Raw genomic sequence first — 22,743 nt, 5'->3', positions numbered from 1 at the left:
GCGTATTCTAAGCCCTTGGACTGGATCTATCTGTAGACAAATTGTTTGTCGTTGATGCCAGTCAATTTATGACCACAGGTTAATATTCATCCCGGATGAGGCCCCCAAGGACGGTGAACCTATGCAATCCGTTCACGGCGGTAGTATTCTTGCGCCTGAAGCAAGCAGCAGGAGCAGGAGTGTGAGCGAGGTCAACAGGGACGCCCTATCCACAGGTCTGGCGATTATCCACGGCAATCGTTTGGAGTCACTCCGAGAGGTGCTGGTGCACTGGATGCGAAGTAATCCCCTGGGGGTACTCGAGAACGAAACCATCCTGGTGCAAAGCAACGGTATCGCACAATGGCTGCAACTGGCACTGGCGCGCACGCCTGATGATGCCGAACAGCCCGGTTGCGGTATTGCGGCGGCACTGGATATCAAGTTGCCGTCGGCATTCCTCTGGCAGGCCTATCGCGTCGTGCTCGGCGCAGACCAGGTCCCTAAAACCTCACCCTATGACAAATCGCGTCTGACCTGGCGTCTGCTGAGACTTTTGCCCGATCTGATCGAGCAGCCTGAGTGCACACAGCTTCGCCGCTTCCTGGCAGATGATCTGACGGCTCGCAAGGAGTATCAACTGGCCGAGCGTCTGGCTGATCTTTACGACCAGTACCAGGTTTATCGTGCCGACTGGCTGGGAGCCTGGGCTGAGGGGAAAGATCTGTTGATTGATGCTCAGGGGCAGGAACAGCCGCTTCCGGACGAGCAGCGCTGGCAGCCACTGCTTTGGCGTGCCATCCGGGCCGATATGGACGATGCGCAGCGAGGCCTGAGTCGTGCCGATCTGCACCGGCAATTTCTGCAGGCCTGCCAGAATCTGCACAGTCGTCCTCGATCCTTGCCGCGACGGGTGATCATATTCGGTATCTCTGCATTGCCGCAGCAGTTTATCGAGGCACTGTCCGCGCTGGCCGAACACACTCAGGTGCTGCTATGTGTACACAATCCTTGCCGTCACTACTGGGCGGATATCATCGACGGCAAGGAACTGCTGCGCAGCTCTCACCGGCGACAGATGCGCAAGGAGGGCATGCCGGCTGAGATCAGCGATGCCGATCTGCACCTCCATGCACACCCGTTACTGGCGGCCTGGGGCAAACAGGGGCGTGACTATATTCGGCTGCTGGATGCGTTTGATGACCCGCGCCAGTATCGAGACTGGTTCCAGCGCATTGATCTTTTTGATGAGCCCAGTCCTGATCCTGCCTCTCTGTCGATACTGAACCAGATTCAACAGGACATTCTCGAGCTGGAACCTCTGCCCGAGACTCCGCGACTTTGGCAGGAGGGCGATGACTCACTCACCTTCCAGGTCGCTCATAGTCGCCAGCGTGAAGTGGAAATTCTTCATGACCAGATGCTGCAATGGTTTCAGGATGACCCTGATCTAAAGCCGCGCGATATCATTGTCATGGTGCCGGATGTGAACCAGTATGCCCCGCATATCCGCTCGGTGTTTGGCCGCCTGTCGCGTCAGGATCCTCGCTTCATCCCGTTTACGCTGAATGACCAGCAGAACCGTGGACAGGCTCCATTGCTGATCGCGCTGGAGCTGCTGTTGCAGTTGCCGCAGGAACGTTTCGGCATCAGCCAGCTGTTCGACCTGCTGGAAGTGCCGGCCCTGCGTGAGCGCTTTGGTATGGCCGAAAGCGACCTGCCCCAGCTGCAGCACTGGATTCGTGACTCGGGTATCCGTTGGGGGCTCGACAGCGCCCAGCGTGCCGGGCTGGAACTGCCTGAAGGGCTGGAGCAAAACACCTGGCTGTTCGGTCTGAAGCGCATGCTGCTGGGCTACATCATGGGAGATCAGCAGACGTTTGCCGAGATCGAGGCCTACGCTGAAGTGGGCGGACTGGAAGCGGCACAGGTCGGCCCACTGGCAGAACTGGTCGCCGCACTGCTGCAGTTGCGTGAGCACTTGCTGGCCCCCAAGTCCTGTAATGACTGGAGTCTGGTGCTGACTGAACTGCTGGAGCGTTTTCTGCAGCCGGTCAGTGATCAGGACCTGATGTTGATGGAGCGACTGACCCAGCGCCTGCAGCAGTGGCAGGAAGCCTGCATCGAAGCGGCACTGGAGCGTCCATTGCCGCTGGAGGTCGTGCGCGACAGCTGGCTCGACGGCATCGACGAAATGAGCCTGTCGCAGCGCTTCCTCGCGGGGGCGGTCAACATTGCAACCCTGATGCCGATGCGCGCCATCCCCTTCCGTCGCGTCTGCCTGCTGGGAATGAATGATGGTGACTACCCACGGGTGCAGCCCCCCATGGACTTTGACCTAATGGTGGGCCGCTATCGTCCGGGTGACCGCTCGCGTCGCGAAGACGACCGCTACCTGTTTCTGGAGGCACTTTTGTCGGCTCGCGATGCACTCTATATCAGCTGGGTGGGGCGAAGTGTGCGTGACAATGCTGAGCAACCGCCGTCGGTACTGGTCGCCCAGTTGCGTGATCATCTGGAACAGGGCTGGCAGAGCGCGGATGGTGACAAGCTGCTGGAACAAATGACGACGGAACATCCGCTGCAGCCATTCAGTCCGCGCTACTTCGAGCAACATCCACGCCTGTTCACCTATGCTGGCGAATGGCGCGAAGTTCATGAAGGAAGCACGCAGCAGGCGCTGAATACTCTGCCGCCTGTTGAGGTGCCTGAGGCAATCAGCCTTAAAAACTTGCAGCGCTTTCTGCGTTATCCGGTACACACCTTCTTTAATCAGCGTCTGGGCGTCTGGTTTGACACGCTTGAAGAGGTTCAGGAGGAGCATGAACCCTTCCGTTTCGATCGTCTGGACCAGTTCCGACTGGGGTCCGAGTTGATCGAAGCTGGCCTCAAGGCGGAGAGTCACGATCAGGGCATCCAGTTGCAATTGGCGCGCTGGCAGCGTTCCGGTGAATTGCCTTTGGGGCCTTATGCTGAGCGGGCACTGCGTGAGATTGTGAGTCCCGTGACATCGACGTTGAGACACTTGCATCAGTTACAGGTGGATTGGCAGCCCTTGCCTGAGCCTCTGGAGCTGCAATTAACGCTCAGGACGGATGGAGAAGAGGTCGTGCTGGAGGACTGGATAGGGGGGCTCTATCGCCACAGCACTGGCCATGAACTGGCGCTGATACTCTCCTCGCCCCAGGCGATCAGTGACAAGGGGGCGCCCCGCTGGCATCGTCTGGTGCGCGCCTGGCTGGATCACTTGGCAGTCAGTGCTAGCGGGTACTCACTGACTACCTTTCTGGTGGGGCCGGATACCAGCGCTTTGATACGTCCGATGGCGGCAGCACGGGCTCAGGCGCTGCTGAATGATGTCCTAGCGCATTACCTGAAAGCACTCGAACGGCCCGCCCCACTGGCCTGTCGAACCGGCCTGGCGCTGCTGAGTGCGCCGGATGACAAGGAACCGATTGAGATGGCTGCCAATGCCTACAACGGCAACAGCCGTTACCCGGGAGAAGGTGAGACTGACCGCTATCTGCAACGTGCCTGGCCGGAGTTTGATGCCTTGCTCGCCGCAGGCCTGGAAGATTGGGCACAGGCGCTTTATCAGCCGCTGATTGAACAGGGTGAACTGCTGTCAGGAGAGGGGCATGAGTAAGACTACTGCAGCACAGCCACAAATGCTGGATGCGTTGACTTTTCCGTTACACGGGCAACGATTGATCGAGGCCAGTGCCGGTACCGGCAAAACCTTTACCATCGCAGCCCTCTATGTGCGTTTGGTACTCGGTCACGGTGATGCCGAATCAGGCTTTGGTCGTCCACTGCTGCCGCCCGATATCCTGGTGGTGACCTTTACTAATGCGGCGACCCGAGAGCTGCGTGACCGCATCCGCAGTCGTCTGGCCGAGGCTGCTCAGGTGTTCAGAGGCAAGGGCTGGCCAGATCCTTTCCTGCAGCAACTGTTGGCTGAGCCAGAGTACATGGAGGATGAGGCGCGGGCTCTGGCGGCACGCAAGCTGGAGCAGGCCGCCGAGTGGATGGATGAGGCTGCGGTGTACACCATCCACAGCTGGAGTCAGCGCATGTTGACCCAGCATGCCTTTGATACCGGCAGCCTGTTTCGCCAGCAGTTGGAGCAGGACGATACTGAGCTGCTGTCAGAGATGGCGCGTGATTACTGGCGCAGCTGGTGCTATGCGTTGTCACCCGCCGCGGCTGAAGCGCTGAGCGACCTGGCATCCGACCCTGATGGCCTGCTGAAATCGATTCGGCCGCTGCTGCAGCCGGGTGAGCAAAGCGTTTATTTTCAGGGTGAACCCGTCACAGCGGTTCTGTCGCCCGCAGATTATGCTCGGCAACTCAGTGAGTGGTTACCACATAAAGAACGACTTGAAGCACAGGCCCGGGCGCTATGGATCAAAGAGCGGGAGGCGATTGACGCTCAACTGCTCGAAGCGGCGACCAGAAAAATACTGAATAACCAGAGTTACAAGCCTGCTACTCTGCCAGACAAGCTGGCCGAGATGACAGCCTGGGCCGAAGGGGGGGCGCTGTCCGCCGACAAGCTGGAGCACTTTGGTCAGGCCAAGCTGATTGCCAAAACCGCCAAGGCCAAGCAGGGACAGACACCGGACCATCCGGTCTTTGAACTGTTGCAGCAACTGGTGGACTATCTGGCAGGACAGCCTCCGGTACAGCCGGTACAGCTGCATGCTGCACGCTGGATCCAGCAGCGTTTTGCACGCGCTCGGCAGCGCGCTGCGGCACTGGGCTTTAACGACATGCTGGTGCGACTGGACGAGGCGTTGCAGGGCGAAGGCAGCGAGCATTTGGCAAGCAGAATTCGCAACCAGTATCCGGTGGCATTGATTGATGAATTCCAGGATACCGACCCGCTGCAGTACCGTATCTTCAGTCGTGTCTATCAAGGCACTCATCCAGGGGCAGAAATGTCCATGCAGGAACGTTCTGCCTTGCTGATGATCGGTGACCCCAAGCAGGCGATCTACGCTTTCCGCGGCGCGGATATCCATACCTATCTGCAGGCACGACAGGACACCGCCGGCCGGCACTACACGTTGGGTCGCAACTTCCGCTCTTCGAATGCACTGGTCACAGCGGTAAACCGCCTGTTCCAACAGGCCGAGTCCAGCCAGTCGGCGGGCGCTTTCCGTTTTGCTCGTGACGGTGACAACCCGCTGCCATTCATTCCGGTGGAAGCCAATGGTCGCAAGGAGGTGTTTGAGGTCGACGGGGGGCGGCCAGCAGCGTTGACCCACTGGCTGCTGGCCGATGCAGAGGCCGATGGCGTGGCGGTGGGAGACTACCGTCAGCTCATGGCAGAACACTGTGCCAGCGAGATCTGTCGTTTGCTGACAAAGGCTCAGCGTGAGACGGCAGGTTTTCGTCATCCCGATGGGCACCTGACGGCTCTCAAACCCAGCGACATCGCCATCCTGGTGCGCAGTGGCAATGAGGCACGGATTATTCGGGAGGCGTTGGAACGGCGCGCCGTGCGCAGTGTGTATCTTTCTGATCAGGCTTCGGTCTATGCCAATACCGAGGCTGAGGACCTCTGGCGATGGCTGCGAGCCTGTGCCGAACCGGAGCAGGCGGATCGTTTGCATGCGGCACTGGCCACGACAACGCTGGATCTGGGGTATGCGTGGCTTGAACAGCTGAGTCGTGATGAACAGCTGTGGGAACAGGAAGTGGAGCGCTTCCGCGGTTTGCGTGATACCTGGCAGCGACAGGGTGTATTGCCCATGGTTCGCCACCTGCTCGACGGCTTCGAACTTCCGGCCCGACTGTTACAGAAGACCGGCGGTGAGCGTGTACTGACCAACCTGCTGCACCTCGCGGAGTTGCTGCAGAATGCCAGCAGCCAACTGGAGGGGGAGCTGGCACTGATCCGACACCTGCAGGAGCAGATCCTCGACAGCAGCAATGCCAGCGAAGAACATGTCATGCGACTGGAGAGTGATGCCGACCTAGTGCAGGTGGTGACCATCCACAAATCCAAGGGGTTGGAGTATCCGCTGGTGTTCCTGCCCTTCATCTGCAGCTACCGGGAGGTGAGCGCCGACAGTGGCAGCTACCGCTATCAGACCGAAAAAGGCGTTGTGCTGGAGTTGGACAGCAGCCATAAACAGGCTCGGGAAGCTGCCGATACCGAGCGGCTTCAGGAAGATCTGCGTCTGCTGTATGTGGCTCTGACCCGGCCTGTGCATGCCTGCTGGCTCGGGGTGGCGGCCATCAAACGCAACCGCTCGCTCAGTGTGCACAAAAGTGCCTTTGGCCAACTGCTGGGGTGTGCTGACAAGACCGACAGCGCCACCCTGAGTCGCTTACTGCAACCTCTGGTCAGTGATGGTGTCATCGAGATGAGCATGCCGCCACCTATCGACACGACCTTGCTGCCGGAATCTTTATCAACCAAAGCGTTGGCTCCCGCGCGCAGCTGCCACCGGCCGGTGGCAGGTGAACGCTGGTGGATCGCCAGCTACAGTGCCATTGCCCAGCTGCAGGCGCGTGAAGACATCGCAGCACCAGCGAACTCTGAACCGGTCGAAACCGCACGTGAGGAAACCGCGCGTGAAAGCCGGGATGAGACGACTGCCACCGCTGCGGTGGTCGAGTTTGACTATGATCCGCATCATTTCTGGAAAGGACCCCAGGCGGGTACCTTCCTGCACGGTATATTGGAATGGGCTGCTGAACAGGGCTTCGAACAGGTGGCTGATGATGACAGCCTGCGTCAGGACTATCTCGCACCGCGCTGCCAGCGTCGAGAATGGCAGCCCTGGTTGCCGGTATTGGATTGCTGGTTGAAGCAGCTGTTGATCACGCCTCTGCCAATGGGCAGGCACGCTTTACCTTTGGCCGGATTGAGTACATGGCAAGCGGAACTGGAGTTCTGGTTCGAAGTAGCCGATGTGCCGGTTACACGGCTGGATCGACTGATCCGGGAACATGTATTGCCGGGACAGCCGCGGCCATCGCTGGCGCCGCAGCAACTGGGTGGCATGCTCAAGGGATTCATCGACCTGGTGTTCGAGCACGAGGACCGTTATTGGGTGGCCGACTACAAGTCCAACTGGCTGGGGCCGGATGACAGCTGCTACAGCAAAGCGGCCATGCAAGCGGCCATACTGGAGAAACGCTACGACGTTCAGTACGTGCTCTATCTGGTAGCGCTGCACCGGCTGCTTAAGGCGCGCTTGCCGGGCTATGCCGATGACCCGGTCAGCGGTTACCGACACCATGTGGGTGGTGCGCTCTACCTGTTCCTGCGCGGCATCAATGAAACCGAGCATCACGGCTGTTTTGTCGATTGTCCTGAGGCCGCGCTGATCGAAAGGCTGGATCGTATGCTGGCGGGCGAGGAGGTGTCGTATGGCTGAGCAGAATGATCTCTTCGCGACTGAAAGCCGACTGCATGCTGCGCTGACGGACTGGCCCTCGCTGGAGCATCTGCTGCAGCGCTGGCAGGCGCGTGGCTGGATTCGCGCACTGGATCTGGCCCTGGGGCGCTTTCTGCAGGAGCTGGAACCGGATACCTCACCGTTAGTGCTGCTCGCAGGTGTGCTGGCCAGTCACCAGCTCGGACGTGGTCATATCTGTGCCGATATCGACAACCTGCTGTCAGCACCGGATACGGCGCTGTCACTGCCACCGGATGGCGAGTTTGGTGAGGCCCTGCCGGATAGACCGGTTGAGCTGCTGCAGGGAGTTGGGCGCAGCGAATGGCTGGCCGCTTTGCGGGCATCCTCGCTGGTGGGAGCCGGTGATCCGGCTACGCCGCTGGTATTGGAGCCCGAGTCAACGCGGCTCTATCTCTACCGCCAGTGGCGCTATGAAGTACAGGTCGCCGAGAGAATTGCCGCACGTCTCTCGCCGCTGCCGCAGCCGGCAGCCGGATTGAAGCCGCGACTGAGCGAACTCTTTGCACCGGTAGAAGGACGTCTCGACTGGCAGCAGCTGGCCTGTGCTTTGGTGGCCGGTCGTCGTTTCGGCATCATTACCGGTGGTCCGGGTACCGGCAAGACCACCACCGTGGTCCGCCTGCTGGCACTGCTGCAAAGCCTTGCCCGGGATGATGGTCGCGCCCTGCGTATTCGTCTGGCTGCGCCGACCGGCAAGGCCGCGGCTCGCCTGACCGAGTCGATCAGCGGGGCGGTTGGACAGCTGCCACCCCACCTGCAGCAGGATATTCCGCTTGAAGTCACGACCCTGCATCGACTGCTGGGAGCCCGTCCCGGCACGCGCCGTTTTGTCCATCATGCGGATAATCCGCTGCATGCGGACCTGATCGTGGTCGATGAAGCGTCAATGATCGATCTGGAAATGATGCATCAGCTGCTGTCAGCATTGCCGAACAGAGCCCGACTGATTCTGCTGGGTGACAAGGACCAGCTGGCCTCGGTTGAGGCCGGCTCGGTGCTGGGGGATCTCTGTGAAGGGGCCGATCTAGGGGGGTACACCGTCGAAACGCTGAACTGGCTGGAAGGTCAGACCGATCAGGCAGTGGCCGAGTGGCAAGCCGCCGAGGGGGAAACCTCCAGCCAACCACTGGCACAGTCGATTGCGATGCTCAGGTACAGTCACCGTTTTGGTGCCGACAGCGGCATCGGTGCGCTGGCGCGGGCGGTCAACAGCGGTCAGCCGGAGCAGGTACAGCAGGTGTTGCAGGCGGGGTACGCCGACCTCGGAGTGACCATACTCAAGGGAGGCGAGGACCGGATGCTGGAGCGGCTGGTGCTTGAGGGCGGTCATCAGGCACCGGCTGCTGACGGTACTGCCCCCGAAGGGTATCGGCATTATCTGCAGCAGTTGGCAGCCTTGCGTCCGGCCGAAGCGGCACCGGAAAGCCTCGACCATTGGGCCCGCGAGATTCTGGAAGCCTTTGGGCGCTTTCAGCTGTTGTGCGCGCTCAGGCGAGGCCCCTGGGGCGTCGAAGGGCTTAATGATCGTATCGCCACGGCACTGATGAAAGCGGGGCTGATCGAACGATCGGAAGGCTGGTACGAGGGACGACCGGTACTGGTGACCCGCAACGACTATGGCCTGGGGCTGATGAATGGTGATATTGGCATCACACTGGCAATACCTGATGGCCGTGACGGACAGAGTTTGCGGGTGGTGTTTCCGCTGGCGGATGGCTCGTTGAAGTGGGTGCTTCCCAGCCGATTACAGGCGATTGAAACCGTGTATGCCATGACCGTACACAAGTCACAGGGGTCAGAGTTTGCGCATACGGCGCTGCTGCTGCCACCGACAGCCAACCCGGTACTGACACGGGAGCTGGTCTATACCGGTATTACCCGTGCCAGTCGATGGTTCAGCCTGCTGCTGGCACACAGAGGGCGACTGGATGATGCCGTGCGCGTGCGTGTTCGTCGTGCCAGTGGTTTGAGAAGCCGACTGACGGAGTCTGGCAGCATGGTGGGTGACGTCGCCAGATTCTCCCGATGGGCTTTTTAGTCTTTTCAATATGGCATATGATTATTCTTGATTAGAATAACATTAATTAGATATACCGAATTTATCGGGGGATGCCATGTTGAAACGATACTGGCGCCTGACGCTTGCCGGTGCTTTATTGGTCAGCGGCACAGTTCAGGCTCAGGGGGAAGTCACGAATGGTCAACAGGTGGCCATGCAGGGAGATGGCAGCGGGGCACCCTGTCTGGCGTGCCACGGTCTGGATGGAGCTGGCAACAATGCAGCCGGCTTTCCGCGTCTGGCTGGACTGGATGAAAAGTACATCGCCAAACAGATTCGTGACTACAACAGCGGCCAGCGGGTCAGTCCGATCATGCAGCCGAATGTGGATAATCTGAGCGAACAGCAAATTCTTGCTGTGGCGGCATATTATGCCCAGCAGCCGGTTCCGGCTGCGCCAGCCGCAGGCGACGCTGAGTTGGTGGCGCAAGGGGAAAAAATCGCCAAACGGGGGGACTGGAACCATTACATTCCGGCCTGTGAAAGCTGCCATGGTCCCGACAATCAGGGGATGGGCGCAACCTTCCCGGGAATTGCCGGCCAGCATCCAAACTACATCAAGCAACAGCTCAATGCCTGGCGTGCCGGCGATCGTCATAACGACCCCAACCAGCTGATGACCGGCGTGGCTGAACGTCTCAGTGAGCAGCAGATAGAAGCAGTGGCAGCCTACCTGGGAGCACAGCAGGCGGTCGCCGCCAACGGAGGGCCGCAATAATGAACAGCCAGTATCTGATGATAGCCCTCGGAGCCACGGTCCTGAGCCAGGCGGTGCAGGCTGCTGATGTACTTGTGCCGGTGAATCTACCCGAAAGCAAGCCCGGTCAGTATGTACATGAAGCGCCGACCCTCGATGATTTGATGGCTGATGAAACGATCAACCCGGAACTGCGCAAGGTCATCCTCAAGGGATATGACATGTTCATGAATACCCAGCAGTTCCGTGGTGAGTACGTGTTCAACGACATGAACTGCAAAAGCTGCCATATGGGTGAAGGACGCATGAATTGGTCCGGTCCTGTATGGCCTGCAGCCACAACGCTGCCTGACTACCGTGGCAAGAACAAGCACGTCAATTCACTGGAAGAACGTATTGCCGGCTGTTTCTCGTACTCCATGAACGGCAGGCCGCCTGCTTATGGCAGCGACGATATGTTGGCTCTGGCGGCCTACCATCAGTGGCTGGCCAAGCGTGCGCCAGTGTATGAGCGCAACATTGCCGGCAGAGGGTTCAGCCACCTGGGTAAGCAGATTCCCGGTGATGTGAGTTATGAAAAGGGTAAGGCCATCTACGAGTCGAACTGCGCCATCTGCCATGGCAGTGATGGTGCGGGCCAGAGGAAGGATGGCAAGGTAGTGTTTCCGCCGTTGTGGGGCGATGGCGCCTATAACTGGGGAGCGGGCATGACCCGGGTCTTCACTGCGGCTTCGTTCATCAAGAACAACATGCCGTTGAGCAAACCGGGTTCGCTGAGCGATGACGAGGCCTGGAATGTAGCCTGGTATATCAACAGCCAGGAACGGCCTCAAGATCCTCGCTTTACCGGTGACGCGCGGGAAACCCGTGAGCAGTTTATCGGCTTCCACAAACACACTCGCTATGGCACCGAAGTCAACGGTCGTGTGTTGGGACAGCATGATAACACCGGTGAAAAGCCATTCCTCAAGCCTGACAACCTCAAGCCACGTACTTTCGAGTAAGAACGGCATATCGGCGGCAGGCAGGAAGGATGGCCTGCCGTCGCCTTTGAACTTGGGAAACCTTTCCGTTACCGATTGCGTAATGAGAGGCAAGGGCCTTCTCTGGCATAATGCACCTGCAGCCAACCGCGCAAGAGGACAACATGAGCAACACTTTGATCTATAGCCTGATCGCCATCGGCCTGTTGGCCATTGTGATTCTGTCTGCCGTTATTTACCGTCAACTCAGTCGGGCACGAGCCCGGCAACAGCAGCAGGCCGCGCGTGAAGCGGCTGCTCTGGCCGCATTGGAAGAGCGTCATCAGTATCTGCAGGAAAGCATTCGTCTGGTGGCCGGTGCCATCTTGCATGACGAAAAGATGACCCTGACCGAAGGCTGTATCCGTCTCAAGGTACTGTTGGAGAATTTTCGGCCCCAGCTGCTGCAGCAGGAGGCCTATGCCGTGATTACCGAAGTGCATGACAGGACCAGCCATATTCCGATCAAGGAGGAGTGGCAGGCACTGCCGAAAAAACTCAAACGCGAATATCAGCAGGAGATGGAAGCGCTGGAAGCTGAACATCAGGAAGCGGTCAATGCCATTGCCCGTGAACTGAGCAGCGGTGAGCCGCTGAAGTAGGCAGCATGGCCGAATTCTTCATCGCCTTTGTGGTATCCCTGCTGCTGATCGGAGGCCTGGTTGTGGCGCTCATATGGGGGCGTGCGCCGACCTGGCGACCGGATCGGCGTAAGGTGCTGGAGCTGATGCGGCAGGTTCAATCGGGTGATGCACGACGCGATGAATGGGAGATGTTTGTCGGTTTTCCGGTGCTGCATGACCCGGAGCTGGAGTCGATCCGGCGTCGCTGTGTGGATATTCACGAAGGCGACGATACCCATCCTCCGGCCAGTGATGGCCTGGCCCCCTATCTTTATGATCGTGCAGCGCGCAAGCGTCTGGCCGAGGTGCAGCTAGAGCTCGAGCAGCTGATCAGGGATGAGCCCTTCTTTCGCCGTTTCTAATCAGTGATATTGGTGGTGTTCGATCAGCCTGCGCAGACGGAAACAGCGTTTCCAGCACAGGGGAATGTCGCCGGCGACCGCAGCCTGATGCAGATCGGCTACCGCTGCTTCCAGCTCCGGTAACTGGTATAGCCCCGCCAGTCCCAGCAACTGGTGGGCGTGACGCCGGATCACCTCAAGTTGGCCTTCTTCCACAGCCGGGCATAGAGCGTCCAGTTGCTGCTCCAGCTCGCGATGCAGTTCCTCCGGGTCGACATGTTCCAATAGCTCGGCAGGCGTTTGATCCGAGCCCGTTGCAGACACTCTGCAGAGTCGATCCAGGTGGGCGAACAGTTCTGGCAGCTTGACCGGCTTCATCATCACCGCGTCGGCACCGGCCTGCTGCAGTGCCTGATGCTCGTGGGGCATCACATTGGCAGTCAGCGCGATAATCGGTGTCTGTTTATCGAGGCGGCGTATCTGCCGGGTTGCTTCGATCCCGTCCATTTGTGGCATATGCACGTCCATCAAGACCAGATCAGGCCGCTCCTGACGGAAGCGCTCTACTGCCAGCGTGCCAGAGACCGCTGTGATCACTCGGGCTCCCGCCTGATTCAACACCTTGTAGATCAACAACCGGTTGAAGTCGTTGTCTTCGGCCAGCAGTACCTTCAGCGGGCAGCTGAGCTGGTAGTTGCTGGTGTACTCTTGGGCGGTGTTTTGTGGTGTTTCCGACAGTGAACCGGTGGCCAGAGGCAAGGTCAGGGTCAGAGCGACGCGAGTGCCTATGCCTTCCTGGCTTTCCAGTTCCAGATTGCCGCCCATCATTTGCGTCAGGCGATGCGCGATCACCAGACCCAGCCCTGAGCCGCCGTAACGACGGCTGATGGTATTGTCGGCCTGACTGAAGGCCTGGAATAGGTGACGCTGGTGTTCCGGCGAGATGCCGATGCCGGTGTCGCTGACACTCAAGGTCAGCTTGCAGTGGCGGCCCGCACGGATGGCTTGTGCACTGAGGCGAACCTCTCCGTCCTGGGTGAATTTGATTGCGTTGCTCAGCAGGTTGGTCAAGACCTGAGATAGCCGGGTCGGGTCACCGACCAGCGCTTCAGGCAGTTCCGTTGACAGTTCCTCGATCAGGGTCAGTCCCTTATGTTGGGCCATGGGGGCCTGCATCTCCAACAGGTTGAGCAGACATTGGCGCGGGCTGAAGGGAAGCTGTTCCAGCTCAATGGCATCGGACTGGAGGCGGGAAAAGTCGAGGATATCGTCAATGATGGTTAGCAACAGCGTTGAGGTCTGATCGATGATCTGACAGTACTGCTGTTGCTCCTGCGTCAGTTGGGTACGCTGCATCAGTTTGGAAAAGCCCAGTACCGACGTCAGCGGTGTCCGCAATTCGTGACTCATGCGTGCCAGGAACTCATCCTTGGCATGGTTGGCTTCATCAGCCTGCCGTCGAGCCAGAGAGAGGGCTTCGTTCTGCTGCTCCAGATGACGCAGTGTGGTGGTCAGCTGTCGGGTCGCCTTGCTGATCTGTTCAGACTGTTCGCGGCTGGAAGCCTGGATACGGGAAGCCATTCGGTTTATGCCGCGTGCCAGCCTGCCCAGCTCTCCAGAGGCCTGAGTTGTGGCGGCTCGGGTATCCAGCTGTCCCTCCTCCAGCCGTTCCACGACCTGGCTCAGCGCCTGAATCGGACGGGTAATACGCAAGCCAAAACGTCCGGCGACAACGGCCGTCACCAGCAGGCCAGCCCCAATCAGCAGCAGGCTATTCATCAACATTTCGCGGCGCGCACCGGCATGGCCATCGGCCGACAATACCATGGCCACCCAGCCGCTGTTGCCGGGTTGCGGCGCTGCCATGGCCAGTTCCGGGTTGTTCTCCAGCAGCAGTGCGCTGGTGGTGATTGGACTGAAAAACAGCCAGCTTTTATCGAGCGCCTGGTGGGAGGGGCTGGCAGGGCTGAGCTCTACCGGGAAAGTCTGGCTCCGGTGCAGCAGGTTGAAGTCGGCATCGTAGAACAGAATATCGCGCACTTCGGGGTGGGTTTGCCGGGTTTTCTGGCTGAGAATGCGCAGCTGATATCGGTTGCCGCTGATAACACCGAATTCAGCTGCTGAAGCCAGCAGATCAGTGATCAGGTGGCCCCGCTCGAGCATTTTATCGGTACTGTCGGACAGGCGGCTATAGGTGAAGTAGGACCCCAGTATGCCGGCTAGGGTGAGCATCGGAACCAGTGCCAGCAGCAGCACCCTGCTGCGGATACTCAGTTGATTGCCCAATCCCCCCATCAGCGCCTTGCCTCCAGCCGTAACAGTTCCTGCTCCAGTGCTTCGCCTGAGGTTAGTTTCAGATTTAGCGTGCGCGCTGCGACGGTATTGATGCTGACATCAAAGTAAGCGGGGTAACTGGGAGGGGGCAGAGCTTCGCCAGCGGAGAGCCGGTTCAACCATTCACCTGCCTGTTGACCGATCTGGGTGGGCGAGGAGTGAACGGAAGCGGTGGCACCGGCGTTGGTATAACTCTCAGAGAAGCCGATGACGGGCACCTGGTTACGCAGTGACAGATACAGCAGCCATTTGGAGATGGCGCGGTTGAATACTGAACTGTCCGGGATCACCAGAAAAAGGTCGCTGTTCTGGATGACCGGTGTCAGTTTCTCAACGGGGTTATCCTGAGTGGTGAGATAAGACAGCTGCAACTCAAGCCCTGCTTCCTTGCTACCGCTCTCAAGCTCACTTCGTAGTGATTGACTATTATTGCCCAGTGCCGAACCCAGAAAGCGTGCATCGGGCCTGACCAGTTTTGCCAGACGTATCTGTCTCAGCAAGGGCTGGTCGATAAAAATGGCGCTCACCTGTGGCTGCCCCTGTTCAGGCAGTAGCTGTCGTTTCAGTTGCACGAAGGTGGTTGAAGGCAGGAAGCTGCATACCAGACGGGTATCCGGATGGTAGCGACTGAGCATCTGTTCGCAGGCACGGCTGCCAACTGCCAGAATGGTGCCGCGGTGACTGTCGGTGGGAGTCAACTGGTCCGGTGTGGTCACGACAGGAGGCTGCTGTGCCGTCATCATGACAGCATCACGGACCTGGTTGTAACTGGGACTGAAATCGCTGAGTACCAGCAGTACCGGCTCGGCACGCAAACCGGCGCCGAACAGGCAGAATATCAGTCCCGGCAGTAATCTGCGGGTCAATAGTCGGGTGATCCTGTCCAATCCTTGCATCCCTGTGATCATCCAAACTCCGGATTAATGGTACCTGAGCATCAGCTGCAGCCAGACTCGTCGGTCAAACAGATTGTATTCATAGAACTCGGCGTAGGTGGGACCAAAGGCGTTCTGTACCGTCACGGATGCTTCCAGTTCGGTGTCGGCGCCAAGCTGCCAGTTGTGAGCGGCGCGCAGGTCGGTGCGCTGGTAGCTGTTACGCCACCCGCCTTCCAGCCAATCAACACTATCCATATAGTAGTGCATCAGGCTCAGGTTCAGATCACCCGTGGGCTCCCAGTTCAGCATCAGGGATGCGGTGTGCAAGGGGGTTAGAGAATCATCCTGACCGAAAGCCTTACAGACTGACTCGGGGCCTTGATCCCAGTTTTTTACATCATTGTCGGTGTAGGCGTAATTGAGTAAATACCAGAACGAAGAAGTTGGCTGATGCTTGAACTGGAATTCGACACCGGAGTTATTGATGTCTGAAATATTGTCCTGCTGCCTTACACGCGCATCAATCTCGGGTTTACAACCTGCAATTCCAGTATATGGATTATCTGGGTCATTTGGCTCCAGCCATTGATAATTGAAGCGATCCAGCCCTGTAAAATCAGTAGACGGGTCATATGGCCGCCACGCGCTTGAAATGCCTGAACGTATCCTTTCGTGAAAGACACGAGCATCCAGATATCCTCTGTTATCCTCAAAAGCCAGATAGTAACCAAGCTCCAGGGTTTTGATCCGTTCAGGCTTCAGGTCAGGGTTTGTGCTGGCATCGTAGTCGTAGACGGTAATGTCATTGGTGAGACCAGCAATAGTGGGGGCAAAGATTGCGGCATTACCGTAGCGTTCCAGCAATGACGGCAGGCGTTCACTGATTGAATATGACAATCTCCAGCTCTGTTGGCTGCTTGGGTGAAACATCACTGCATTTCGGTATGAAAAGGCGTCATTGCCCTCAGAGCTATCTTCATACATCAGGCCTGAGTTCAAATTCCAGCGCTGTGTTAGTTGCCAGTCGAGGTTACCGAAGGCGCGCCATCGATCTTCTGAAACGCCGCCTGATTGCAGCAGAACGTCACTGTGGATTTGCTCTCTGCGATATCCCAAGCCACCAACCAGATCAAAATTTTTGATACGTTCAGTTATTTGCAGCTCGGTGTCATAGGTATGACTGGTGCCATGCTCGGAGTCTTCACGCAAGGTGTTTACCTGACGATAAGCATCAACCAGCTCTTCCGGTATCCCTTCTTCCTCAATCAAATACTGGCGGGACATCAAATCTGTGCTTAAATCCAGATAATTGTGATAAGCCGTCAACTGCAGGGTACCGGTATCGGAATACAGATTCTGATACTTGATCGACTGGTAGCTGGCATTATGATCACGGCGATTGTATTGATTATCTGCGTCATCTGCCTGACCCACATCGGTATACCCCCGATCCACCCCTGCCTGTATCCACAGGGTATCGGTCAGCGTGGGTGTGTAGCTGCCGCTGAAACTGAGGTAGTTGTGCTTCATGCCGTCTTCGAACAGGTCGGAACCCTCGTTCTGGCCGTGCCCGCCGGACAGACGATAGCTCCACAGGCCCAGGGTATCGGTGTGGCCAAAACGCAGTTCGCGGGTGTCCATGCTGCCGCCGGTGACGTTGACATAGCCACCCTGTTCAGCGGCCGGTTCGCGGGTGATGACGTTGATTGAACCCATAAAGGCGTTGGAACCCTGAGTCGGCACGTTGGAGCCACGGACCACTTCGATGCGGTCGATATCCTCCAGATTGATCCCCAGCGAAGTCCAGTCCACGGTGGCCAGCAAAGGCAGGTAGACACTGCGGCCATCCACCATGACTTCAAGCCGGCGAGGGAAGTCGTCGCTGGCGCCGTGGTAGGTGGTGGCAAACTTGTTGGCACTGACATGGTAGCTCTGAAATCCGGGAACCAGGCGCATCAGGTCGGGGATGTTGCGGGCACCGGACGCTGAAATCATATCGCGGGTAATAATGCTGATGGAGGCCGGTGATTCGGTCAGCCGTTGTGAAAGCCTTGTGGCCGAGGTGATTTCAGGGATTTCGGTGAGAAAAGCCTGTTCGTTCAGGTAAAAGGTTTCATTTGCCTGGGACGGTTGGGCAAAAAGTCCAATTCCCAGTAACGGGGCCAAATAGAGAGGGCATCGTGATCCACGAAAAATCATTCCAGCTCCGGAATAACATCATTATTTGATTTTCAGTCCCACATACAACACGACGGCAGCCATAATGGCGGCTTCGATAATGAAACCGTTTTGCTCAATAATCCAATCCAGCATGAGCCTATTCTACAGTGAGCCTGTGGTTAGACCAGAGCATTTGTTGAGCGCATCCAGCTGTCTCCGGTACTATTTGACCTCTATCATTAGCCGAGTCTGTCATGCACTACCCTGAAACCAAATTGCCGAAGGTCGGTACCACGATCTTTACGCAGATGTCTGCGCTGGCGCAAGAGCATCAAGCGATCAATCTTTCTCAGGGCTTTCCCGATTTTGATGGTCCTGAAGCCCTGCTTGCTCGGGTCGATCACTATATTCGTCAGGGGGCCAACCAGTATGCTCCGATGAGTGGCGTGCCGGCTCTGTGTAACGCCATTGCCGCCAAGGTCGAGCGTTGTTATGGGCGCAGGGTGGATGCAGCCAGCGAAGTCACCGTGACCTCGGGGGCAACAGAAGCACTGTTCGCCGCGATATCAGCGGTGGTGCGACCTGGCGATGAAGTGATCCTGTTTGATCCGGCCTATGACAGCTACGATCCGGCGATTACGCTCAATGGAGGTCGTGCCATCCACCTGCAGCTGCCACCGCCCAGCTTCGCGATCGACTGGGATGACGTTGCTCGTGCGATCACGCCACGGACGCGGATGATCATCCTCAATACACCGCACAACCCCACCGGGCAGACACTGAGCGCGGCCGATATGCAGGCCCTGAGCGAGTTGGTAGCCGGTACCGATATTCTGTTGCTGGCCGATGAGGTGTATGAGCATATCGTCTTCGATGGCGCCGAGCATCAGAGCATCAACCGCTATCCGGCTCTGGCCGAGCGCAGCTTTGTCGTATCCTCCTTCGGCAAGACCTATCACACCACCGGCTGGAAAATCGGCTACTGCGTTGCCCCGGCAGCGCTGACCGCAGAGCTGCGCAAGATTCACCAGTATCTGACCTTCAGCACCAGTACGCCGATGCAACTGGCGCTGGCGGACTATCTGACAACAGACCCTGAACATGATCAGGCACTGCCGGCGTTCTATCAGGCCAAGCGGGATCGCTTCAACGCGCACATGGCGGACAGCCGCTTCAGCTTCACCCCGGCGGCGGGTACCTATTTCCAGGTGATGGACTACAGCCGTATCAGTGACTTGCCGGATACCGAATTCGTGCTCTGGTTGATTGAGAATGCCGGCGTGGCGGCGATTCCGCTGTCGGTATTCTGTCAGCAGCCGCCGGAGATGAAACTGGTGCGCTTCTGCTTTGCCAAAAATGAAACCACCCTGGATCAGGCCGCGGAGCGACTATGCAGAATTTGAGAATCAGTCTTGTCCAGACGCATCTGGACTGGCAACACCCGGCTGCCAACCGTGAACGCCTGACGTCACTGCTGGCTTCGCTGGAAGGTCAGACGGACCTGATCGTGCTGCCCGAAATGTTCACCACCGGCTTTACCATGTCACCAGGCGAGGTGGCCGAGCCCATGTCCGGTCCGACGCTGGCGTGGATGCAGCAGCAGGCGCGCAACCTGGGTGCGGCTGTATGCGGCAGTGTCGTAATCGAAGACAGTGGCTACCGTAACCGCCTGCTGTTCGTGACGCCGGAAGGTGAGGTGCACTACTACGACAAGCACCACCTGTTCCGCATGGCCAATGAGCATGAGTACTACGCGGCTGGTGAAAGTCGCAGCATCATCGAATACAAGGGCTGGCGCATCCTGCCGCAGGTCTGTTACGACCTGCGCTTCCCGGTCTGGTGTCGTAACCGTGACGACTATGACCTGCTGCTCTGCGTGGCCAACTGGCCCGCGCCGCGTCGTCATCCCTGGCGTACGCTTCTGCTGGCACGGGCGATTGAAAACCAGTGCTATGTGGCCGGTGTGAACCGCGTAGGTGAAGACGGCAAGGGACTGGAGTACAGCGGTGACAGCCTGCTGGTGGATTTTAAGGGACAGGCCCTGCTGGATGGTCCGGCCGGTGAGCCTTTCATCAAGACCGGGCTGCTCAACGGTGAAGACTTGAAACAGTTTCGCCACAATTTCCCGGCCTGGCAGGATGCAGATGACTTTGTACTGACGGAAATGACGGGAGTGAGCCAATGATCGATACCGCTGCCCAGCAGATTATCGATGCCGGTCGCTGGATCGACGCTCAGGGCTGGTGCCCGGCAACCGGCGGCAACTTTTCTGTTCGTTTGGGAGCTGAGCGGGCATTGATTACCGCTTCAGGCTGTCACAAGGGGCATTTGAGTGCAGACCAGCTGTTGCAGGTGGATCTGGATGGGCTGCCTCAGGAGAGCCTGCTCAAACCGTCAGCCGAAACCCTGCTGCATACCCGCCTGTATGAACTGGATAGCGGCATTGGTGCCGTGTTGCATACTCACTCGGTGGCCTCTACGGTGCTGTCACGGCTAGAGTCGGGCGACTGGCTGACCATCAGCGGTTACGAGATGCAGAAATCACTGAGTGGCAACCACACCCACGATGCCAGTATCCGCATTGCAATTCTCGACAATGCCCAGGATATGCCGGCACTGGCTGCCGAGCTGAGCCAATGCTGGCAAACCGAGCCTCTGGCCTGGGGGTTCCTGGTGCGGGGGCACGGCCTCTACACCTGGGGACATGATATGAGTGAGGCGCGCCGCCATCTGGAAGGGCTGGAATTTCTCTTTGCCTGTGAGCTGGAGATGCGTCGATTGGGCGCAGGAGTTTGAGCACAGCCATGACCACATTCACCGGCATCAATGCCATTTTGACGGATATCGAAGGCACCACCACCGATATCGATTTTGTCCACAAGACGCTGTTTCCCTATGCGCGTGAGCGCATGGTTGAGTTTATCCACAGTCATCCGGATGAGCCGGCGGTCGCCGAAGCCGCGAGCGCGCTGGGTGTTGCGGTTGATGATCTGGATGCCATCGCCGAAGGGCTGATCCACTGGATTGATCAGGACAAGAAGGAAACGGCGCTGAAGTCGCTGCAGGGACTGATCTGGGTTCAGGGGTATGAGCAGGGTGATTTCACGGGTCATCTTTACCCGGATGCCTATGAAGGCCTCAAGCGCTGGCATGACGCAGGCAAGCAACTGAACATCTTTTCCTCCGGCTCGGTAAAAGCGCAGAAGCTGCTCTACGGGTACAGCGACTTTGGTGATCTTACGCCACTGTTCAGTGGCTATTTCGATACCACCAGCGGTGCGAAACGCGAGCCGGTTGCCTACGAGCGCATCGGTGCAGCGATTGGGCGGCCTGCCAGTGAGATCCTGTTCCTGTCAGATGTGGTGCAGGAGCTGGATGCGGCAGCGGTGACAGGCATGCAGACCTGTTTGCTGGTCCGTGGCGAGCGCCCGGAAGGGGCCGAGCGTCATTGCGCTGTGGAAAACTTTGACCAGATTGAACTTGATTGAGGACGGATACAGCATGAGTGCGATCCAAATTCTGGCTGACCAGAGCGCCGAACTGATCGGCAGCAGTAACGATTATCATGAAATTCAACAGATCCTCAGCGGTATCGGTGTACGCTTCGAACGCTGGGAAGCCGATCGCGAGATCACCCCGGGAATGGCCAACGAGGAGATCCTCGAGGCCTATGCCAAGGAGATCGAGCGACTGAAAAGCGAGGAAGGCTATGTCACCGTAGATGTGATCAGCCTGCAGCCTGATCATCCCGATCGTGCGGCCCTGCGTGACAAGTTCCTCAGCGAGCACACCCATTCCGAAGATGAAGTGCGCTTCTTTGTTGATGGCGAGGGCATGTTCTACCTGCACGTGGAAGACAAGGTCTATCAGGTGCACTGCTGCAAGAACGACCTGATCTCGGTACCGGCCAACACCACTCACTGGTTCGATATGGGGCCGGCCCCCCGCTTTACCGCGATCCGCCTGTTCAACAACCCGGAAGGCTGGGTGGCGAACTACACCGGGAATGATATTGCCGATCGCCACCCCCGCTTCGAACCTGCCGCCTGAGCCGGTTCAAGTCACTTCCAGTGAAGCTGCCCGTACTCCTGGCTTGCAGAGCGGGCAGTTGAAGGGATGCAGGGCTTATCCGCGTATCTGATCGACAGTCGTCGACTCAGCCCTTGGCCGCGATGGCCGTGACGATACCCTCACGGTCATAGACCCCCGTATCCAGTATCCAGCCAGTGACCAGTTCGGCCGGGGTAACATCGAACGCCGGGTTGAAAACGTCCGATGCTTCCGGGCTCCAGCGAACGTCGCCAAAGCTGCCGCTGACGCCTTTTATCTCTTCGGCGCTGCGCTGTTCGATCGGGATCGCCTGGCCGTTGGGACAATGCGGGTCTACGGTCGTCCAGGGCGCCACGACATAGAAGGGCACCTTGTGGAAGTGGGCGTTGACCGCCAGATTGTAGGTGCCCACCTTATTGGCGAAATCGCCATTGGCGGCGATGCGATCGGAACCGACCAGAATGGCATCCACCTGACCATCCCGCATCAGGATGGCCGCCATGCTGTCGCACTGGATCTGATGCGGAATGCCGAGACGGTTCATCTCCCATGCGGTCAGGCGCCCGCCTTGCAGCAGCGGGCGCGTTTCATCGACCCAGACGTGGCTCAGTTTGCCCTGACGGAAAGCTTCGGCGATGACGCCGATGGCCGTGCCTGCGCCTGCAGTCGCCAGGCTGCCGGTGTTGCAGTGGGTCAGTACGCGCGCGTTCTCCGGCAGTAGCTCGGCACCGAATTCGGACATGCGCTGGCACAGGGCAACATCTTCTTCAAACAGTGTTTCGGCGCAGGTGACGAGTGCGGAGGGACCCTGATCAATGACCGCCAACATGCGGTCGAGGCAGTTCATCAGGTTGACCGCTGTGGGGCGGGCTTCACGCAAAGTCGCTGCTGCTTCCCGCAGTTCTGCTTCGCTCCAGCCCTGTTCGGCCAGGTGGGCCAGCAGCAGGGCTGCACCGATACCGATCAGCGGCGCGCCACGAATCTGCAGCTTGCGGATCATCGCCACCATCGCCTCCACCGACTCGCAGGGCAGCCAGCGTTCGCAGTCCGGCAACTGGTGCTGGTCCAGCAGTTCAAGGCGATTGTTCTGGTAGCGCAGTGCAGTGGAGATCAGCTCTTTCATGGCCCGGTTCTCGGCAGTGGTCAAAAGCGGAGAGCTTAAGG

Annotated in this window: 16 protein-coding genes; 12 read left to right on the top strand and 4 right to left on the bottom strand. The window is 58.4% G+C overall.

Annotated elements, in window-relative coordinates:
- Positions 1 to 181: 181 nt before the first annotated feature.
- The 7 genes from recC (at position 182) to LN244_RS14415 (ending at position 12,178) form a co-directional block, all read left to right on the top strand.
- Positions 182 to 3,625: an exodeoxyribonuclease V subunit gamma gene (recC, locus tag LN244_RS14445; RefSeq protein WP_239040478.1), complete on the top strand. Its 3,444-nt coding sequence runs from the start codon at positions 182 to 184 to the stop codon at positions 3,623 to 3,625.
- Positions 3,618 to 7,373: an exodeoxyribonuclease V subunit beta gene (gene recB / locus LN244_RS14440; RefSeq protein ID WP_239040477.1), complete on the top strand. Its 3,756-nt coding sequence runs from the start codon at positions 3,618 to 3,620 to the stop codon at positions 7,371 to 7,373. Before recC ends, recB begins: the two co-directional genes overlap by 8 nt.
- Entirely contained in the window at positions 7,366 to 9,453 is a 2,088-nt protein-coding gene (gene recD / locus LN244_RS14435) for an exodeoxyribonuclease V subunit alpha (protein ID WP_239040476.1), read from the top strand. Before recB ends, recD begins: the two co-directional genes overlap by 8 nt.
- Positions 9,454 to 9,529: 76 nt before the next feature.
- Positions 9,530 to 10,192 carry a c-type cytochrome gene (locus LN244_RS14430; RefSeq protein ID WP_239040475.1) on the top strand — a complete coding sequence of 221 codons (663 nt, stop codon included), beginning with the start codon at positions 9,530 to 9,532 and terminating at the stop codon, positions 10,190 to 10,192.
- Positions 10,192 to 11,175, top strand: coding sequence for a c-type cytochrome (locus LN244_RS14425; protein WP_239040474.1), 984 nt, complete (start codon positions 10,192 to 10,194; stop codon positions 11,173 to 11,175). Before LN244_RS14430 ends, LN244_RS14425 begins: the two co-directional genes overlap by 1 nt.
- Positions 11,176 to 11,318: 143 nt before the next feature.
- Positions 11,319 to 11,795 carry a DUF2489 domain-containing protein gene (locus LN244_RS14420; protein WP_239040473.1) on the top strand — a complete coding sequence of 159 codons (477 nt, stop codon included), beginning with the start codon at positions 11,319 to 11,321 and terminating at the stop codon, positions 11,793 to 11,795.
- 5 nt (positions 11,796 to 11,800) lie between these two features.
- Positions 11,801 to 12,178 (top strand): hypothetical protein, encoded by a 378-nt coding sequence (locus LN244_RS14415; RefSeq protein ID WP_239040472.1) that lies wholly within the window; start codon positions 11,801 to 11,803, stop codon positions 12,176 to 12,178.
- Here the strand turns inward: LN244_RS14415 and LN244_RS14410 are convergent, their stop codons facing one another.
- Genes LN244_RS14410 through LN244_RS14400 form a run of 3 tightly spaced genes read right to left on the bottom strand, consistent with a single transcriptional unit; the run spans position 12,179 to position 17,568 of the window.
- Positions 12,179 to 14,443: a hybrid sensor histidine kinase/response regulator gene (locus LN244_RS14410; protein ID WP_239040471.1), complete on the bottom strand. Its 2,265-nt coding sequence runs from the start codon at positions 14,441 to 14,443 to the stop codon at positions 12,179 to 12,181. It abuts the gene before it with no gap.
- Positions 14,444 to 14,451: 8 nt separating this feature from the next.
- On the bottom strand, positions 14,452 to 15,399 hold the full coding sequence (locus LN244_RS14405; protein ID WP_239040470.1) for an ABC transporter substrate-binding protein: 948 nt from the start codon (positions 15,397 to 15,399) through the stop codon (positions 14,452 to 14,454).
- Between the two features lie 12 nt (positions 15,400 to 15,411).
- Positions 15,412 to 17,568, bottom strand: coding sequence for a TonB-dependent receptor plug domain-containing protein (locus tag LN244_RS14400; protein ID WP_239040469.1), 2,157 nt, complete (start codon positions 17,566 to 17,568; stop codon positions 15,412 to 15,414).
- A 215-nt stretch (positions 17,569 to 17,783) separates the two neighbouring features.
- On the opposite strand from LN244_RS14400, the gene LN244_RS14395 reads away from it, so the two are divergent.
- From LN244_RS14395 to LN244_RS14375, 5 genes are read left to right on the top strand one after another with little or no spacing between them, the layout of a single operon-like run.
- A complete protein-coding gene (locus tag LN244_RS14395; RefSeq protein WP_239040468.1) occupies positions 17,784 to 18,932 on the top strand; it encodes a pyridoxal phosphate-dependent aminotransferase in 1,149 nt (382 codons plus the stop codon).
- Positions 18,920 to 19,714, top strand: a complete 795-nt coding sequence (locus LN244_RS14390; protein ID WP_239040467.1) for an amidohydrolase — start codon at positions 18,920 to 18,922, stop codon at positions 19,712 to 19,714. The genes LN244_RS14395 and LN244_RS14390 overlap by 13 nt, the downstream gene beginning before the upstream one ends.
- Positions 19,711 to 20,325, top strand: a complete 615-nt coding sequence (locus LN244_RS14385; protein ID WP_239040466.1) for a methylthioribulose 1-phosphate dehydratase — start codon at positions 19,711 to 19,713, stop codon at positions 20,323 to 20,325. Before LN244_RS14390 ends, LN244_RS14385 begins: the two co-directional genes overlap by 4 nt.
- Before the next feature lie 8 nt (positions 20,326 to 20,333).
- Positions 20,334 to 21,017, top strand: coding sequence for an acireductone synthase (gene mtnC / locus LN244_RS14380; protein ID WP_239040465.1), 684 nt, complete (start codon positions 20,334 to 20,336; stop codon positions 21,015 to 21,017).
- Positions 21,018 to 21,030: 13 nt separating this feature from the next.
- On the top strand, positions 21,031 to 21,579 hold the full coding sequence (locus tag LN244_RS14375; protein WP_239040464.1) for a 1,2-dihydroxy-3-keto-5-methylthiopentene dioxygenase: 549 nt from the start codon (positions 21,031 to 21,033) through the stop codon (positions 21,577 to 21,579).
- 106 nt (positions 21,580 to 21,685) lie between these two features.
- Here the strand turns inward: LN244_RS14375 and mtnA are convergent, their stop codons facing one another.
- Positions 21,686 to 22,702, bottom strand: a complete 1,017-nt coding sequence (gene mtnA / locus LN244_RS14370; protein WP_239040463.1) for an S-methyl-5-thioribose-1-phosphate isomerase — start codon at positions 22,700 to 22,702, stop codon at positions 21,686 to 21,688.
- Between the last annotated feature and the right edge of the window lie 41 nt (positions 22,703 to 22,743).

It is taken from the genome of Marinobacterium sediminicola (assembly GCF_022343685.1).
GTDB classification, from domain to species: domain Bacteria; phylum Pseudomonadota; class Gammaproteobacteria; order Pseudomonadales; family Balneatricaceae; genus Marinobacterium; species Marinobacterium sediminicola.
The sequence above is the reverse complement of the archived record's forward strand: the minus strand, read 5'-3'. Positions and strand labels throughout refer to the sequence as shown.